A 15,124-nucleotide genomic window follows, 5' to 3' on the forward strand; every position below is an offset into this window, starting at 1 on the left:
CATGAGTGTTGCGATTCCATGCGAGACCAGCCGGTCGAGGTGGCCGGGGACCGATCTGTACCGGACGATCAGGTGGTCGCAGATGGCTGAACGCGAACGGTCGACGCGCTGGTGGATCTTGGCAACGGTCTGCCTTGCGGTGCTGGTCATCGGGATCAACAACACGATCGTCAATATCACGTTGCCGGAACTCGGGATCCAGCTCGGCGCCTCGACGACAGCGCTGCAGTGGGTGGTCGACGCCTATGTTCTCGCGTTTGCCGGACTGCTGCTGGTCGGCGGTTATCTCGCGGACCGCTACGGGCATCGACGGGTGATGGTGATCGGGTTGATCGGCTTCGCCGCGTCGTCGGCGGCCGCCTCGACCTGCACCAAGGTGGGTCCGTTGATCGCCGGTCAGGCGGCGATGGGCGTCACCGCGGCGCTGATCTATCCGACCACCCTGGCCGTGATCGCGGCGGTGTTCACCGATCGTGGCGAGAAAGCCCTTGCCATCGGCATCTGGTCGGGCGTCTCCGGCGTCTCCATCGCGCTTGGCCCGCTCACCGGCGGGCTGTTGCTCGCCCACTTCTGGTGGGGCTCGGTATTTCTCGTCACGCTGCCCGTTGCCGCGGTCGCGATCGTCGCCTCGATGATCATCGTGCCCGAATGGCGGACGCCACGGCCTGGCCGCTTCGATGTGATCGGCGCGGTGACCGCCGCGAGCGGATTGACCCTGTTCGTGTGGGCCATCATCGAGGCGCCCGAGCATGGCTGGACCAGCCGGACGATCATCGGGGCGTTCGTCATCGCGGCCATGCTGCTGTCGGCGTTCTACACCTGGGAGCGACGCAATCCCGCACCGCTGCTTGATGTTTCACTGTTCGGCAACCCGCGATTCGCGGTGGCGTGTGGCGCGATCGCCACCGCCTTCTTCGGTTTGGTCGGCCTGGTCTTCATGATCATGTTCTTCTTTCAGATCGTCCGTGGCTACGGCACCTTGCGCACCGGCGTGGCGACGCTGCCGTTCGCCATCTGCGTCGCGGCCGTCTCGCCACTTGGCCTCGTCCTCACTCGGCGTATCGGCAACAAGATCGTGGTTGCCTCGGGGCTGGCGTGTATGTGCGTCGGCTTCTTGATCGCCGCCCGAATCCCGGTCGACGCACCGTATTTCGGGCCGGTCGTGCTCGCCATGGCGATCGTCGCGATCGGTCTCGCACTCACCACCGGGCCAGCGACCGACGCCCTCATCAGCACGGTGCCGCCGGACAAGGCCGGGGTCGGTTCGGCGGTCAACGACACCACCCGCGAGGTCGGCGTCGCATTGGGCGTCGCGGTGATGGGTTCGGTGTTGAGCTCGATCTTCCGTGCGCGAATCGCCGAACAATGGCAGGCCTTTGGCATCGCACACGAGCTCATCGAGCATGGCAGGCAATCAGTGATCAACGCGCTGGCCGTCGCCACCGAGTTGCCCGAACCTATTGGCGCACAAGCGATCCAAACGACCAAGCTCGCCTTCGTCGACGGCATGCACGCCGGTGCCTACACCGCCGCCGCGATCACCGCACTCGGCGCGACGTGCGCGGCGATCTGGCTACCGTCGCGTGACGCGCCCGACGCGGCGTCCGATGTCGACACCGCCAGCGCGTGGCGATCCGACGGGCGTCGACAGGAGTGAGCGTGTTATCCCGCCCGAGTGCCGTCGGGAACGGGACGTTCGGGCGGGGCGAGGTGTGACGCGACATCGCTAGCGGATGGTCAGCCGGACGAACCGACTCGCTCGAGCAGGTTAAGCAGGGTTATGCGCTCGGCGGCGGACAGCGCGGCGAAGGAATCGGCGAGCACCGAGTCCGCGACCTTGTTACCGGCCGCGAGAATCTTCGCTCCCGCGACGGTCAGGCGGTGCTCGATCGTGCGACCGCGGCCGGGGGTGCGTTCGACCAGTCCGCGTGCGACGAGCCTGCTCGCGAGGGTGCCGAAGGCCTGCTCGGTCTGAAATGTCCGCTCCGCCAGCGCGCGTGCGGAGGAACCCGGATCGCGGTCGATAGCGCGCAACGCATCCCACTGTGCCAGCGTGGTTCCGACGGCCGCGAGCCCGCTGTCGAGCGCACGATGGTGCCGGTACTGCGCCTGCTTCACAGCGCGTCCGAGAACTTGCAGATCACCAGCCATGGACGTAACCCTAACACTGTGACTAAACTTGTTTATATCAACATGTTTAGTCAACGGATCGAGGATTCACCCATGACGGCCGACGCGCTCCCCCAACCGCTCCTGACCATCGACGAATCCGGCAGCGGCCCAACCATTCTCGTCCTGCACGGCGGCGGCGGTCCGGCCACCGTGGCAGGCATCGCCGAACACCTGTCCCGCTCAGCGCATGTCCTGACCCCGACCCACCCGGGCTGGAACGGAACACCACGCCCCGACCGATTCGACAGCATCACCGACCTCGCCGACGCCTACCTGGACCTGCTGCGCGACCGCGACCTACGGGACGTACTCGTCATCGGCTCCTCCATCGGCGGCTGGATCGCCGCCGAAATGGCCGTGCGCGACAACGAGAGACGCATCGGCAGTCTCGTCCTCATCGACGCCGTCGGCGTGTCGATCGAAAACGAACCCATCCGCGACTTCTTCGCCCTCGACGCACGCGGCGTCGCCGAGTACTCCTACCACGACCCCGCCCGCTTCTACCAGAACCCCGCCGACCTCCCCGCCGCACAATCCGCTGCGCGCCAAGCGAATATGATCACCCTGCGCCACTACGCAGGCGACCCCTACATGCACAACCCCCACCTACTCCCCCAGCTCGCCACGGTAACCATTCCGGCACTGCTACTTTGGGGCGAAAGCGACCGCATAGCCACAGTCGCATACGGCGCCGCCTACGCCGCCGCGTTCGGCAACGCCCGCTTCGAAACCATCCCCGCCGCAGGCCATTTGCCACAGCTGGAACAACCGGCCGCGACGTTCACCCAGCTCGACTCGCATATGCGGCAGTCCGCCAGTTAGGGCAGGCGGTGAGCGGGCGCCCTAGAACGGGCTTGCGGCGGCGAGCGAGGAGCTGAGTGCGATCGCGCCGAGCACCATCAGCAGCAGCAATGCGAGGAAAGCTCCGGGGATGTTGTCGATGAGGGCGGGTTCGTTGCGGTTGATGCGCGAGACTGACATGGGTGGCGACCTCCGGTAGTCGGGCGGGGGTATGCCATTACGGTTCCCGCTTCAGCGAACGCCAAACACCGGCTCGGAACCGGTGCGTCTCACTTCGGATGATCGGTGCCGAGGTCTACGACTCGGAGGTCGACCGGGTCGCTCGGCCTCGCGCGGTGATCATGAGACGAGTATCCAGCCCGCTGACCCTGCCGCAGTGACGTCCAAGCGCGATTTTGGTACCTTGGCTTGTGATGCCGGAAACCCGCCAGACGCCGCTGGAACTCGACTTCGCTCCGACGAAGCGGGGGTGGTTGGGTCATGGCACGCATATCGCGGTGCATCGGCACCGGCAGGGGCAGCTGCTCTATCCTTCCGCGGGGGTGCTCGCGACCACGACAGAGCTCGGCACCTGGGTAGCACCGGCGAATCGGCTCACCTGGACACCGCCCGGCTTCGATCACAGCCATCGCACTTACGGGGAGACCGAGGTACACGTCCTCGAGGTGCCGCGCGAACTGTGCGACAGACTGCCTGGTCGACCAACGGTCTTCGCGGTGACGCCCCTACTGCGGGAAGCGCTGGTGGCGCTCACCACCGATCGCCCTTTCCAGCCCGGCGCATGGGAGCGGCTGCGCCAGGTCGTGCTCGACGAATTGACCGATATCCCAGAGCAACTCGTCTATCTCCCGCAGCCGAGCGATGATCGGCTGCGCGCCGTCGCCGACGTGCTGCACACCGACCCGGGCAACACCTCCACGTTGGCCGAGCTGGGGCGGGCGGCCGGTGCCAGCGAGCGCACACTCAGCCGCTTGTTCCACGCCGAGCTCGGCATGAGCTTCCATCAGTGGCGGACCCTGCTTCGCATCCAGCATGCCCTGGTGCACCTGCTCGACGGCCACCCGGTGACGAACACCGCGATGCGGTGCGGCTGGTCCAATCCGACCAGCTTCATCGAGGCCTTCACCGCCATCGTCGGCCAGACCCCAGGCCGCTACCAGAGCGAGCTCCGCCGCGCCGCTCGCTAGCGCGTGGCGGGATTCCGGTGTCAGGCGTCGGGAAACCGGTGGTGAACACCAAAGGCGGTGCATACCTTGGTGTTATCCACGCACGACAGTGAATCCCGAGGAGTTGATCATGGCCGAGAACCGCCTCCTGATCGTCAACACGGAGGGAAACTCCGTGGAGTTGCGCGCCGCGTCCTCGCTGAAACAGCTGGCGCACTTGCCGATTCGTGCCATGCCGCACGAGGTCGCCGTGCACAGCGAGCGCCAGCTCGGTTACGTGTGCATCAGTTACGAGGACGGCTTCTATAAGCACTATCAGAAGGCCTCGCGTTTTCTGGAGGTCATCTCCGTCGACGACCTCCGGCACCTGCACAGCATCGACCTCGCCCCGCACTGGGGACCGCACGGCATCGCGCTGTCACCAGATCGGGGCACGGCCCTGATCACCTGCGAATCCAACGGCGGCGAATTGATCGCGCTCGACCTCGACGGGCAACAGGTGGTCGGGTCGGTGCCGGTGGGCGCGCCGGGCCCGCACTGGATGGCGATGACGCCGGACGGCTCAAAAGTCTTCACCGCCAACAAAGAAGAGCCGTTCGTCACGGTTGTCGATCCGTCCTCGATGACGGTGACCGGCCGCATCGACACCCCCTACGGGACCGAAGGAATCGCCACCACCCCGGACGGATCGCGGGCGTTCGTGGCGAGTCAGCGATCACCACACCTCTACGTCATCGACGCGGTCGAGGCTCGCGTCGAGGCGACGCTCGATCTGGCGGAGGCGTCGGGAGCCGTAACGGTCACCCCGGACGGCAGCCGAGTCCTGTTCACCAGCTTCAACTTCGACTACTGGACCGACGCTCCGTCGTTGCGCCAAGGCTTCTTCCAGACGCTGGACACGGCCACCCTGCGACTCGGCCCGCGGATCCCGGTCGGCCGCTTCCCGCTCAATGTGGCGTCGAGCGCGGACAGCGCGACCGCCTATGTGAGCAATTACAAGGACAACTCGGTCTCGGTCATCGATCTGCGCGAGATGGTCGTCACGACAACGGAATCGGTGGGTGCCGGGCCGCACGGCTTGGTCTACCTCGACGCATCCCCCGCGTGAACGGCTGCTCGCGGAGTACTGAACCATATTGGGAGAGAATGTGAATGCGAACGTTCAACGCGTGCTGGTATCGGGCGCCGGCATCGGCGGGCTCGCGGTCGCCGCTGGCCTTGCCCGGCAAGGCGTGCAGGTCGACATCGTCGAGGCACGCCAGGACCTGACCGCGACCGGCGTCGGGATCAGCCTGCCGAACAACGCCCTGCGCATGCTGAAATGCCTTGGTGTTCTTGATGAATGCCTTGCCAGCGGGTACGTCTTCGACGAGTACGCGATGTGCGACGCGGCCGGTGAAACGATCGTGGGGATGCCACTGCGCGCATCGTCGGACGGTGTCCCCGGCTACCTCGGCATCGCTCGCGCACGGCTGGCCGCCATCTTGCATACCGCGGCGACATCGGCCGGGGCGAAGCTTCGGCTAGGTGTCACGATCGAGGAGTTCACCGAGGACTCGCAGGCCGCCCTGGTGCGCACGAGCGATGGGCAGGAGGCCGAGTACGACGTGGTCATTGGCTGTGAGGGTCTGCGATCACCGTTGCGCGCCAGGCTTTTCGGTGCGGCTGCCGGTCCGGTATTCACCGGCTACTCGTGCTGGCGGACGAGGACGAAACGCCGGGTGACCGCGATGACGAAGTACGTCGGTGACGCGACCGACGCCGGGCTGGTGCCCATCGACGAGGACGAGATGTATCTGTTCCACATCACCGCCGAGCCGGGCAACCCGTACCACGAACCACAAGACTGGCGAGACCTGCTCGAAGCGCGAATGGCCGGATACACCGGCGTGGTCGCCGAGGTGCGCGACAATCTGCCACCGGCATCGGAGATCATCTACAGTCCACTGTTCGAGGTACGGCTACCGCGACCCTGGCACACGGAGCGGGCCGTCCTGATCGGCGACGCGGCACACGCTGTCGTTCCGCATCTTTCGCAAGGTGGGTCGCAAGCGCTCGAGGACGCGGTGGTGCTCACCGAAGAACTCACCCGGCGCCCGTTGGCCGAGGCGCTGCCCGCATTTATGCGGCGTCGTTTCGATCGAGTACAGCACATCCAGCAGGCTTCGTCCGCCGTGATGATTCGCGAGATGACAACCCCGCCTCCCGTGGCCGCCGACCGCGCGAACGTGAGTGCCGAACTCGCGCGGGAGATGGCGGCGGTCCGGGCGTATCTCGACCAACCCGTCTGACATCCGGCCGGAATCCGTCGACATGGTCCCGGAAAAGTAGTCGCGATGATGCCATCATCGCTCACATGTCGACGGATGACCGAGGATGAATTCGCTGGCGACGCCGGGGATCGGCCTGGCGGTGCTGTGCGTGGTGCTGGTGGTCGCGGCGGCGGCGGTGTATCGGGTCGCTGAACTCGGCCCGGTGACCGTCGCGCCTAAAGCCGCCGCGCGGGCGGTGATCCAGTTGGCGGTTGTCGCGCTGATCCTGGCCGCGGCGTTGGCAGCGCTGTGGTCGTCGGTGCTTGTGCTGCTTGTCATGTTCGTCGCGGCGGTCTTCACTGCGGCGCAGCGTGCTCGGGCCGGGCGCTCGGCGGCGTGGCTGACGGTGTCGCTCGGTGCGGGGTTGGTCGCGACGTTGCTGCCGATGTTGCTCAGCGGTGTCGTTCCGTTGACCGGTGTCGCCGTGGTACCGATCGGCGGGATCATCCTCGGCGGGACGATGACCGCGACCTCCCTGGCCGCGCGGCGCGCGTTGGACGCGCTGACCGAGCGTTTCGGGGAGGTGGAGGCGGCATTGAGCCTGGGATTCCTCGACCGCGATGCCAGGATGGAGATCATCCGAACAAGCGCGACCGACGCGCTGCTGCCCGGTGTCGATCAGACCCGAACCGTTGGATTGGTAACGCTCCCAGGAGCTTTCGTGGGAGTGCTGGTCGCCAGCGGGTCAGCCATGCACGCGGCTGCCGTGCAGGTGCTCGTCCTGTTGGGCTTGCTGCTCGCCCAGTCGTGCGCGGTCGCGATGACGATCGAACTCGTCGCGACCGGCAGGGTGCACAGGCAGCACCCCGCCGCTCCCCGATCGCGCGCGGTTCGTTGATTCCAACGGCTTCGCTAGGTGACGATGCGCAGTGGGTGTTCGAGCAACTCCTTCAGATGGGCGAGGAACTGGGCGGCCACCGCGCCGTCGATGGCGCGGTGGTCCGCGGACAGGGTGACGCGCAGGATCTTGCGCGTGACGACCTCGCCGTCCACGAGACGAACTTCGTCCGCCGCGCCGCCGACGGCGAGGATCGCGGACTCGGGCGGGTTGATGACGGCGGTGAACTGCTCGATGCCGAACATGCCGAGGTTGGAGATGGTGAAGGTGCCGCCGGACATCTCGTCGGCGCGCAGTTTACGGTCGCGGGCCCGGGTTGCCTTGTCGCGGCTGTCGGACGCGATCTCGGAGACGCTCTTACGGTCGGCGTCGCGGATCACCGGGACGAGCAGGCCGACCGGGGTCGCGACCGCGATGCCAAGGTGGATTCCCTTGTGGCGCAGCAGTTTGTCGCCCGCGAAACTGACATTCACCGAGGGGTCCTTGCGTAGCGTGCTCGCGACTGCCTTCACGAGCAGATCGTTCACGCTGACCTTGCCCTCGCCCGCTGCTTGCAGGGTCTCGTTGATCTGCGCGCGGAAGGCGAGTAGGCCGGTCACGTCGATCGCACTGGTCAGGTAGATGTGCGGGGCGTGCTGCTTGCTCTCGGTGAGGCGGGTCGCGGAGACGCGCTGAATGTTCGTGAGCGGGATCTCGTCGTAGTCACCTGATGCCGGGATGCTTTGCGCGGCAGTAGAACTCGCCGCACGATCCGAACCGGAGGGCGCTGACACGGAAGGTGCGGCCGGTGTGGAGGCTGGCACGGCGGACGCACCCGACACTGCTGATGCACCCGCCTCGGCGGACGCCGCTGGCCCGGCGGATGCAGCGGACGCCCCCGGCCCGGCTGGCCCGGCTGAGGCGGCGTCCGGCACGGCGGACGCGCTTGGCACGGCGGACGCGCCTGACGCGGCGGCAGGCACCGAGGAAACGGCCGATGCGGCGGCGCCTGGCGCGGAGGACACCGCTAGCGCGGAGGCACCATTACGGTGAGCAGCCTCCACGTCCTGCCGCGTGATCCGGCCGCCGGGGCCGGTGCCGACCACCGCGGCGAAATCGACACCCAACTCACGGGCGATCTTGCGCGCCAATGGCGATGACTTCTTCCGCTCGCCCGGCCGCGCGTCCGACTGTACGGAATCGGGTTGCGCCGCAGATGGTTCCGGCGTCATGGCGGCCGGTGCCGCAGTCGCGGACGAACCGGAGCTGTCCGAACTTGCTTGCGCCACAACACTCGCGGGTGCCGCAGCGGACGCAGTCGCGGCAGCGCCCGCCGCACCGGCTCCACTCCCATCGCCGACGATCGCGATAGGTTCGCCGATCGGAATACGCACGCCCGGCTCGGCAAGGATCCGCTCGAGGACACCGTCCTCATACGCCTCGAGCTCCATCAGCGCTTTGTCGGTCTCGATTTCGGCGACGACCTCGCCGCGGGTGATCTGGTCGCCGACCTGCTTCAGCCAGGCGGAGACAACGCCGTCCTCCATGGTGTCGGAGAGCCGGGGCATAGTGATTTCAGGCATGGTGTCCTCTGTTCCCGGTTCTCAGCGCCGACGGCCAACGGCCGCAAGCGTTTCCACCGCGGCGGTGTAGAGCGAGTCGGCGGACGGCAATGCGAGCTTCTCCAACGGCTTGGCGTAGGGAAGCGGCACCTCCGCCATGGCGACACGGCGGACCGGTGCGTCGAGATAGTCGAACGCACCATCGGAGATGGAGGCCGCGACCTCGGCACCGATCCCATAGGTGAGCCAGTCGTCCTCGCCGACGACGGCGCAGCCGGTCTTGCGGACGGAGGCGACCAGGGTGTCGCGATCCAGTGGCCGCAGACTGCGCAGGTCGATCACCTCGGCGGAAATCCCCTCGGCGGCAAGGCGTTCGGCCACCTGGGTGGCGACGGTGGCCATGCGCGAGTAACTGATCAGGGTGATGTCGGTGCCCTCGCGGGTCACCGCCGCCTTGCCGATCTCAGCTGGCGGAAGATCCTCGGGTACTTCGCCTTTGGTGTTGTAGAGGGACAGATTCTCCAGGAACACCACCGGATCGTCGTCCTCGATCGCGGCCTTGAGCAGCGCCCGCGCATCGGCGGGAGTGCTCGGCGCCACCACCTTCAGGCCGGGCACGAACGCGTAGTACAGCTCGATGTTCTGCGAATGCGTCGCCCCGAGCTGCTGGCCGCCGCCACCGGGCATCCGGATGACCATGGGCACGCTGGTCTGCCCGCCGAACATGCCGTAGATCTTGGCGGCGTGATTGACGATCTGGTCCAGCGCGAGCAGCGAGAAGTTGATCGTCATGATCTCAACCACCGGGCGAAGGCCGAGCATGGCGGCACCGATGGCCGCGCCGACGAAACCCTCCTCGGCGATCGGGGTGTCGCGCACCCGCTTCTCGCCGAACTCGGTCAGCAGACCGGCGGTGATCTTGTAGGAGCCTTCGAAGACGCCGATCTCTTCCCCGATCAGGAAGACGTCGTCGTCGCGCCGCATCTCCTCGCGCAGGGTTTCGCGCAGCGCTTCGCGGTAGGTCATGACAGGCACAGTGGTCCTCAGGCGGTGAAGAGCGGGTCGGCGGGCAGGCGGCGGGAGTCGCCGGGCACCGGGGTGGCGTAGTTGTAGTCGAACAGGCTCGACGGCTCAGGATGCGGGCTCGAATCGGCGAATTCGACGGCGGCGGCGACACTTTCGGCCACCTCGCGCTCGATCTCGGCGACCGACTGCTCGGTCAGCACCTCGGCGTCCAGCAATCGCTTCTGCCACAGCACGATCGGATCGTGCTCGCGCGCCGTGGATACCGCGTCGTTGCTGCGGTACTTGGCCGGGTCGACCACCGAATGTCCCTTGAGCCGATAGCTCACCGCCTCCAGCAGCGCCGGTTTCCCTTCGCGCCGAGCGGCTTCGATGAGTTCGCTCGCCATATCGCGCACCGCGAGCACGTCGGTGCCGTCCACCCGCTCGCCGCGCATGCGGTAGGCGGCGGCGCGCTTCCACAGATCCGGTTCGGCCGAGGACTTCTCGACCGTGGTGCCCATGCCGGTCTGGTTGTTGATCACCAGGAACACCACCGGCAGTCGCCAGAGCGCGGCGATATTGAGCGACTCGTGGAACGCGCCGATGTTGGTGGTGCCCTCCCCCATCTGGCAGACCACCACGTCGTCCCCGCCGCGGTAGTCGATGGCAAGCGCGGCGCCGACGGCGAGCGGAACCTGGCCGCCCACAATGGCATAGCCGCCGAGCAGTCGAGTCGCGGTGTCGTACATGTGCATCGACCCGCCCCAGCCCTTCGACGTGCCGGTGGAGCGGCCATACAGCTCGGCCATCACCCGGCCCGGCTCGATGCCCTTGGCCAGCGCGTAACCGTGCTCGCGGTAGTTGGTGAACAGGTAGTCGGTGGGGCGCATCGCCGCGCCGAGGCCGACGACGGTGGCTTCCTCACCGAGATTGAGGTGGCAGTAGCCGCCGATCTTGGCCTGCTGGTAGCTCTGCGCGGTGCGCTCCTCGAAGCGCCGCACGAACAGCATGTCGCGGTAGAGACCGCGCAGCGTCACGGGATCTGCTGCGGCGAAGGCGGATTCGGCGGGCGCGGCAACCTTCGCTGGTTTGCGGGTGGTCTTGCGCGGTGCGGTGGTCGTTGTCATTGCGGACTCCTCAACGCTTGCGCGGCGCGATGTGCACCGGCAGTCCGAGCCCGGCCAACGCCGCCTCCATGCCGATCTCGCCGAGAGTGGGGTGGGCGTGAATGGTGTCGGCCAGCTCGTCGAGTGTCGCCTCCAGCGAGATCGCCAGCGCGCCTTCGGTAATCAGATCGCTGGCCGACGGGCCGATGATGTGCACCCCGAGCACCTCCCGATGCTGTTGCCCGGCAACGATCTTCATGATGCCCTCGGTCTCGCCGAACGTCTTGGCCCGGCCGAGCGCCGCGAACGGGAACTTGGCGGTGATCACCTCGTGGCCTGCCGCGCGGGCGGCCTCCTCGGTGAGACCGACGCTCGCGATCTCCGGGTGCGTGAACGTCGCCGCCGGGATGACCGTGTAGTCGATGTGCGTGTCGTGTCCGGCGATCACATCGGCCGCCGTAATGCCCTGATGCGAGGCGACATGGGCGAGCAGTGCCCGCCCGGTCACGTCGCCGATGGCATACACGTGCTCGACCCCGGTGCGCAGCTGGTCGTCGACCTCGATGAAACCGCGTGCGTCCGTGGCGATTCCGGCGACATCAAGGCCGAGGTCGGCGGTGTTGGGCCGCCTGCCGACGCCGACGAGCACCACATCGGCGTCGAGTTCCTGCTCCTTCGGACCGCCCACCGACACCCGCAATCCGTCCCCCTGCGCGATGGCGGTGACGGTCGCTCCGGTCAGCACGGTGATGCCGCGCTTGCGGAAGGACCGCCCAAGCGCCGCGCCGATCTCCTTGTCCTCCAACGGAACCAGGCGATCCTGCATCTCCACGACGGCGACCTGGCTGCCGAAGGTGGCGAACAGGCTCGCCCACTCAGCCCCCACCGCGCTGCCGCCGATGACCACCAGCCGCTTCGGCACCTCGGTCAGCCCGAAGGCACCGTCGGAGGTGACCACGCCGGGCAGGTCCGCGCCAGGAATCGGCAGCCGGGCTGGCACCGAACCGGTCGCGACGATCACGTCCTGCGCGCTCACCTGCCGCACGGCGGCACCGGGCGCGGCGGCGTAGCGGGGGCCGCCCTCGAAGATCGGCGACGCACCGGTCTCGTGCACCTCGACCGTGGTCGGCTCGATGAACCGGGCATGCCCCTCGATCACCGTCACCCCGTTGGCCTTCAACAGGCCGGCGACGCCGTCGGTCAGCTCCTTGACGATGCCGTCCTTACGCTGCCGCACCGCGGCGAAGTCGTAGCGGACGTTGTCGGCATAGACACCGAATTCAGCTGCGGCGGTGAGGGTGTGGAAAACCTCCGCCGAACGCAGCATCGCCTTGGTCGGGATGCAACCCCAGTTCAGGCAGACGCCGCCGGGACGTTCCTTCTCCACCACACCGACCCGAAGGCCGCGTTGCGCGGCGCGGATGGCGGCCACATATCCGCCCGGTCCGCCACCGATCACCAGTAGATCGAATTCTGGCACTCGTGGTGCTCCTCAGCTCGACGATCGCGACCCATGCCCGGTTATGGCATGGGTCATGGTGTCGAGTCTTACTGGCCGCGATTGCACAAACAATTTGCCGGAAGCCCAGAAATCGGTGCGTCAAAATGGGCGGTGCGCCCAATCGGCAACGACCCGAATCACTCAATCCGGTGCGGTCGCGCCAAGTTCCAGCGCGGCTAGCGCCAAGGAAAGCTCCAGGTAGGAGCGTTGCCCCTCCAACGGCCGGTCCAGTAGCGACGAGATCCGCTGCAACCGGTTGATCACGGTGTTGCGATGACAGTGCAGCAGCGGCGCGGCGTTCGCGGCCGAACAGTTCTCGGCCAGCCAGGTGGCCAGTGTGCGCAACAGGATTTGGCGCTCCTTGGCGGGCAGCGCGAGTACCGGCCCGAGTGTGCGGGCCACCATCAACTCGGTCAGATCGGGCGAACGCAGCAGCAGGGCCTCCGGGTAGCGCTCCTCGAGCAACACCAAACCCTGTGCGGCCGTTGGCAATGTCTCCAGCGCGAGCATGGCCAGCGCGTGCGCGGTGTCGATCTGGGCCAGTCCTGGCACCGTCGGCGACGCCGCGGCCTGACCTCTGATCAGCGGCCGAATCTGGTGCAGCACAGCGGAACTGTCCCGTGACTCGAGCGAGACCAACCCGACCGTGGAATCCACCCTGTCGTGCCACACCGAGCGAATCCCCAAGGCCGCCAACGCGGTTTCGGTGCCGAGCTGCAGCACCGGACGCACGCCACGCACCGCGACCACCAGGTAGGCGCCGTGCGCCGGCAGATTCAACTCGCGTGCCGCCCGCGCCGCGAAGGTCGCGTCGTGCGCGCGGCCGGACAGCAGATCCTCGATCAGCCCGTGCCTGCGCCGCTCGTCCCTGCGCACCTGTTCCAGTTCGGTGTTGCGATACGAGGTGACCAGCGCCGAGGACATGCCGTCGATGACCGACCAGGTGGCGACGCCGATCTCCCGGAATTCGCCGGGCGGCAGATCCCCGGCTCGGTCGAGCAGCGCCTCCCATACGATCTGACCGCCGAGCCGGAAGGTCCGCAGCATCACCTCCAGCGGCACGCCCTGTGCCGCGCGGTTGCGGCCGATGGCCGCGGCGACGTCGTCGCGGTCGGGCACGGCCACGTCACCGGCCAGCAGATCGAGCACCCTGGTGAGATAGCTGCGGCAGCCGTTGCGCAGATCCTCGCGGCTGACCGGCGAGTAGTCGGTCCACTCCGGGATGTCGGTGAAGATCGCCGACATCAGCCGCCGGGTCAGCACCGGGATCTCGGTCCGGCACACCGCCGCCAGCTGCCGAATTCCGGCGGTGGGACCGGTGTATTGAGGTGCTGCCATAGCGCTAGACGCTACGCCCGGCCGTTATCCGGGTTCGGCGAGGACGAGTCCGGTCCATGCGGCGGCTCGGTGGGCGGACACATTCATGACCTGGCCGGTGGTGAGTGCGATGACGTAGACGGTGCGTTCGGGTGCCCCGCCGTTGAAGCTGCTGAACCAGGCGATCGGCCCGGATTGCGGCGAGTCACAGGACTGTGTGTCATCGAACGTGCCTTCGGGAAAACTGATCTCGGCGACGCTGGTGGAGGTGAGGTCTGCCAGGGTGCCTCCGGCGGCCGCCGCGGCCGCGGCGGCTTCGTCGTGTGAGACGCAGTCGGTGACGACGAAAAAGTGGCCGTTTGTGCAAGCGATGGTTGACATGCGGGTCGCTCCGATCCGTTGGCTATCGGGAGGGCGGTTGGAAGCCGGTGATGTCGAGTTTCTCGCCGATCGCGGCGATGGCGTCGACCAGGGACAGGCCACCTAACTGCGGCAAGCCCTGGCCTCGGTGACCGCGCATCTGGATCCACTGGGCCCGGATGCGGGCCTCGCTATCGCGCGGCAGCGGCACCTGGGTCGGCCCCCGCGGCACCGAGAATCCCGGGATGCCGAGCGATGCGCCGACCATGGCGACGCCGTCGACGAGGGTGTGCCCGCCCAACTGCGGCCAGCCGTTGCCGCCGAGGCCCATGAAGTCGATCCACATATCGGCGACCGCATCCTGCGAGACGTTCCCGACGCCGCAGGCGTCGGCGAAGTCCTCGGGCGAGGACCCGTCGGCCGAGTTCATATCGCAGTTGCCGAACGGTGGGGCGCCTTCGGGCAGGCCGCCGCCGTACCCGCGACCGTCGGTGTATTGGTGGGCGAGCTGGCCGGGCAGATTGGGGTTGCTGCCGTAGCCCGCGCCGATCATGCGGAGCCCGTCCGGGCGGACCGGCCACATGCTGTTGAAGTCGGACCGGTTGGCGTAGCCGATCACCCGTAGCGTCGCGCCGAGCCAGTCGACCAGTCGCCAATAGGCGCGGTTGATGCCGTCGGACTGGTCACCGCCGGGATTGCCGCCGGATTCCACGTCGAGCATGGCGATCATTTTCGGGTGCGGGCCGCCGGCCTGGCCGACCATCGCCCGGTGGGTGTCGACCGTGTCGAGCCAGTTCGGCCGCCAATACATGTAGACGATGAAGCACGAGATCCGGCCGGAGTCGGCGGCATTGGCGGCCCACGCGTAGTTGTCGAAGAAGTTGTGGTCCTGGTAGGTGCCGTCGTTCGAGCGCAGCGAGAAGATCTGATACGGGTAGGAGTCGTCCACCGGTACCTGAAATTCCGACACATCCGCGAACAGTGAATCGACCATTGCTTCCTCCG

General features: G+C 67.3%; 14 protein-coding genes and 1 pseudogene. 6 read left to right on the forward strand and 9 right to left on the reverse strand.

Annotation, left to right across the window (positions count from 1 at the left end):
• Nucleotides 1-82 precede the first annotated feature (82 nt).
• Entirely contained in the window at nt 83-1,657 is a 1,575-nt protein-coding gene (locus OG203_RS04000) for an MFS transporter (protein WP_405164291.1), read from the forward strand.
• Between the two features lie 80 nt (nt 1,658-1,737).
• Here the strand turns inward: OG203_RS04000 and OG203_RS04005 are convergent, their stop codons facing one another.
• Nucleotides 1,738-2,151: a MarR family winged helix-turn-helix transcriptional regulator gene (locus OG203_RS04005; protein WP_405164292.1), complete on the reverse strand. Its 414-nt coding sequence runs from the start codon at nt 2,149-2,151 to the stop codon at nt 1,738-1,740.
• Between the two features lie 72 nt (nt 2,152-2,223).
• Here OG203_RS04005 and OG203_RS04010 point away from each other — a divergent pair, with 72 nt between their 5' ends.
• Nucleotides 2,224-2,994 carry an alpha/beta fold hydrolase gene (locus tag OG203_RS04010; RefSeq protein ID WP_405164293.1) on the forward strand — a complete coding sequence of 257 codons (771 nt, stop codon included), beginning with the start codon at nt 2,224-2,226 and terminating at the stop codon, nt 2,992-2,994.
• Between the two features lie 21 nt (nt 2,995-3,015).
• Here OG203_RS04010 and OG203_RS04015 read toward each other — a convergent pair whose 3' ends face one another.
• Nucleotides 3,016-3,153: a hypothetical protein gene (locus OG203_RS04015; RefSeq protein ID WP_405164294.1), complete on the reverse strand. Its 138-nt coding sequence runs from the start codon at nt 3,151-3,153 to the stop codon at nt 3,016-3,018.
• A gap of 233 nt (nt 3,154-3,386) precedes the next feature.
• Between OG203_RS04015 and OG203_RS04020 the strand changes: the two genes are divergently transcribed.
• The 4 genes from OG203_RS04020 (at nt 3,387) to OG203_RS04035 (ending at nt 7,289) form a co-directional block, all read left to right on the forward strand.
• Entirely contained in the window at nt 3,387-4,160 is a 774-nt protein-coding gene (locus OG203_RS04020; protein ID WP_405164295.1) for an AraC family transcriptional regulator, read from the forward strand.
• Nucleotides 4,161-4,269: 109 nt separating this feature from the next.
• Nucleotides 4,270-5,247, forward strand: a complete 978-nt coding sequence (locus tag OG203_RS04025; protein WP_405164296.1) for a YncE family protein — start codon at nt 4,270-4,272, stop codon at nt 5,245-5,247.
• Between the two features lie 40 nt (nt 5,248-5,287).
• The gene (locus OG203_RS04030; protein ID WP_405164297.1) at nt 5,288-6,430 is read left to right on the forward strand and encodes an FAD-dependent monooxygenase; all 1,143 of its coding nucleotides are present in this window, start codon (nt 5,288-5,290) and stop codon (nt 6,428-6,430) included.
• 85 nt (nt 6,431-6,515) lie between these two features.
• Entirely contained in the window at nt 6,516-7,289 is a 774-nt protein-coding gene (locus OG203_RS04035; protein ID WP_405164298.1) for an ABC transporter permease, read from the forward strand.
• Between the two features lie 14 nt (nt 7,290-7,303).
• On the opposite strand, the gene OG203_RS04040 is transcribed toward OG203_RS04035, so the two are convergent.
• The 7 genes and pseudogenes from OG203_RS04040 to OG203_RS04070 all read right to left on the reverse strand — a co-directional run.
• Nucleotides 7,304-8,851 (reverse strand): dihydrolipoamide acetyltransferase family protein, encoded by a 1,548-nt coding sequence (locus tag OG203_RS04040; protein ID WP_405164299.1) that lies wholly within the window; start codon nt 8,849-8,851, stop codon nt 7,304-7,306.
• A 21-nt stretch (nt 8,852-8,872) separates the two neighbouring features.
• A complete protein-coding gene (locus OG203_RS04045; protein WP_405164300.1) occupies nt 8,873-9,856 on the reverse strand; it encodes an alpha-ketoacid dehydrogenase subunit beta in 984 nt (327 codons plus the stop codon).
• A 17-nt stretch (nt 9,857-9,873) separates the two neighbouring features.
• Nucleotides 9,874-10,962: a pyruvate dehydrogenase (acetyl-transferring) E1 component subunit alpha gene (pdhA, locus tag OG203_RS04050; protein WP_405164301.1), complete on the reverse strand. Its 1,089-nt coding sequence runs from the start codon at nt 10,960-10,962 to the stop codon at nt 9,874-9,876.
• 10 nt (nt 10,963-10,972) lie between these two features.
• Nucleotides 10,973-12,421, reverse strand: coding sequence for a dihydrolipoyl dehydrogenase (lpdA, locus tag OG203_RS04055; protein ID WP_405164302.1), 1,449 nt, complete (start codon nt 12,419-12,421; stop codon nt 10,973-10,975).
• A gap of 162 nt (nt 12,422-12,583) precedes the next feature.
• Entirely contained in the window at nt 12,584-13,780 is a 1,197-nt protein-coding gene (locus OG203_RS04060) for a PucR family transcriptional regulator (RefSeq protein WP_405164303.1), read from the reverse strand.
• 24 nt (nt 13,781-13,804) lie between these two features.
• The gene (locus OG203_RS04065; protein ID WP_405164304.1) at nt 13,805-14,140 is read right to left on the reverse strand and encodes a hypothetical protein; all 336 of its coding nucleotides are present in this window, start codon (nt 14,138-14,140) and stop codon (nt 13,805-13,807) included.
• A gap of 241 nt (nt 14,141-14,381) precedes the next feature.
• A pseudogene (locus OG203_RS04070) lies at nt 14,382-15,113 on the reverse strand (hypothetical protein); the annotation flags it as partial.
• Between the last annotated feature and the right edge of the window lie 11 nt (nt 15,114-15,124).

It is taken from the genome of Nocardia sp. NBC_01499, assembly GCF_045040275.1.
GTDB lineage: Bacteria > Actinomycetota > Actinomycetes > Mycobacteriales > Mycobacteriaceae > Nocardia.

What these genes read in the sequence shown, in the direction of transcription:
- OG203_RS04025 (WP_405164296.1), top strand. Translation starts at nt 4,270, where the DNA reads ATGGCCGAGAACCGCCTCCTGATCGTCAACACGGAGGGAAACTCCGTG.
- pdhA (WP_405164301.1), bottom strand. Translation starts at nt 10,962, where the DNA reads ATGACAACGACCACCGCACCGCGCAAGACCACCCGCAAACCAGCGAAG.
- OG203_RS04000 (WP_405164291.1), top strand. Translation starts at nt 83, where the DNA reads ATGGCTGAACGCGAACGGTCGACGCGCTGGTGGATCTTGGCAACGGTC.
- OG203_RS04060 (WP_405164303.1), bottom strand. Translation starts at nt 13,780, where the DNA reads ATGGCAGCACCTCAATACACCGGTCCCACCGCCGGAATTCGGCAGCTG.
- OG203_RS04045 (WP_405164300.1), bottom strand. Translation starts at nt 9,856, where the DNA reads ATGACCTACCGCGAAGCGCTGCGCGAAACCCTGCGCGAGGAGATGCGG.
- OG203_RS04005 (WP_405164292.1), bottom strand. Translation starts at nt 2,151, where the DNA reads ATGGCTGGTGATCTGCAAGTTCTCGGACGCGCTGTGAAGCAGGCGCAG.
- OG203_RS04010 (WP_405164293.1), top strand. Translation starts at nt 2,224, where the DNA reads ATGACGGCCGACGCGCTCCCCCAACCGCTCCTGACCATCGACGAATCC.
- OG203_RS04015 (WP_405164294.1), bottom strand. Translation starts at nt 3,153, where the DNA reads ATGTCAGTCTCGCGCATCAACCGCAACGAACCCGCCCTCATCGACAAC.
- OG203_RS04065 (WP_405164304.1), bottom strand. Translation starts at nt 14,140, where the DNA reads ATGTCAACCATCGCTTGCACAAACGGCCACTTTTTCGTCGTCACCGAC.
- OG203_RS04035 (WP_405164298.1), top strand. Translation starts at nt 6,516, where the DNA reads ATGAATTCGCTGGCGACGCCGGGGATCGGCCTGGCGGTGCTGTGCGTG.
- OG203_RS04040 (WP_405164299.1), bottom strand. Translation starts at nt 8,851, where the DNA reads ATGCCTGAAATCACTATGCCCCGGCTCTCCGACACCATGGAGGACGGC.
- OG203_RS04020 (WP_405164295.1), top strand. Translation starts at nt 3,387, where the DNA reads ATGCCGGAAACCCGCCAGACGCCGCTGGAACTCGACTTCGCTCCGACG.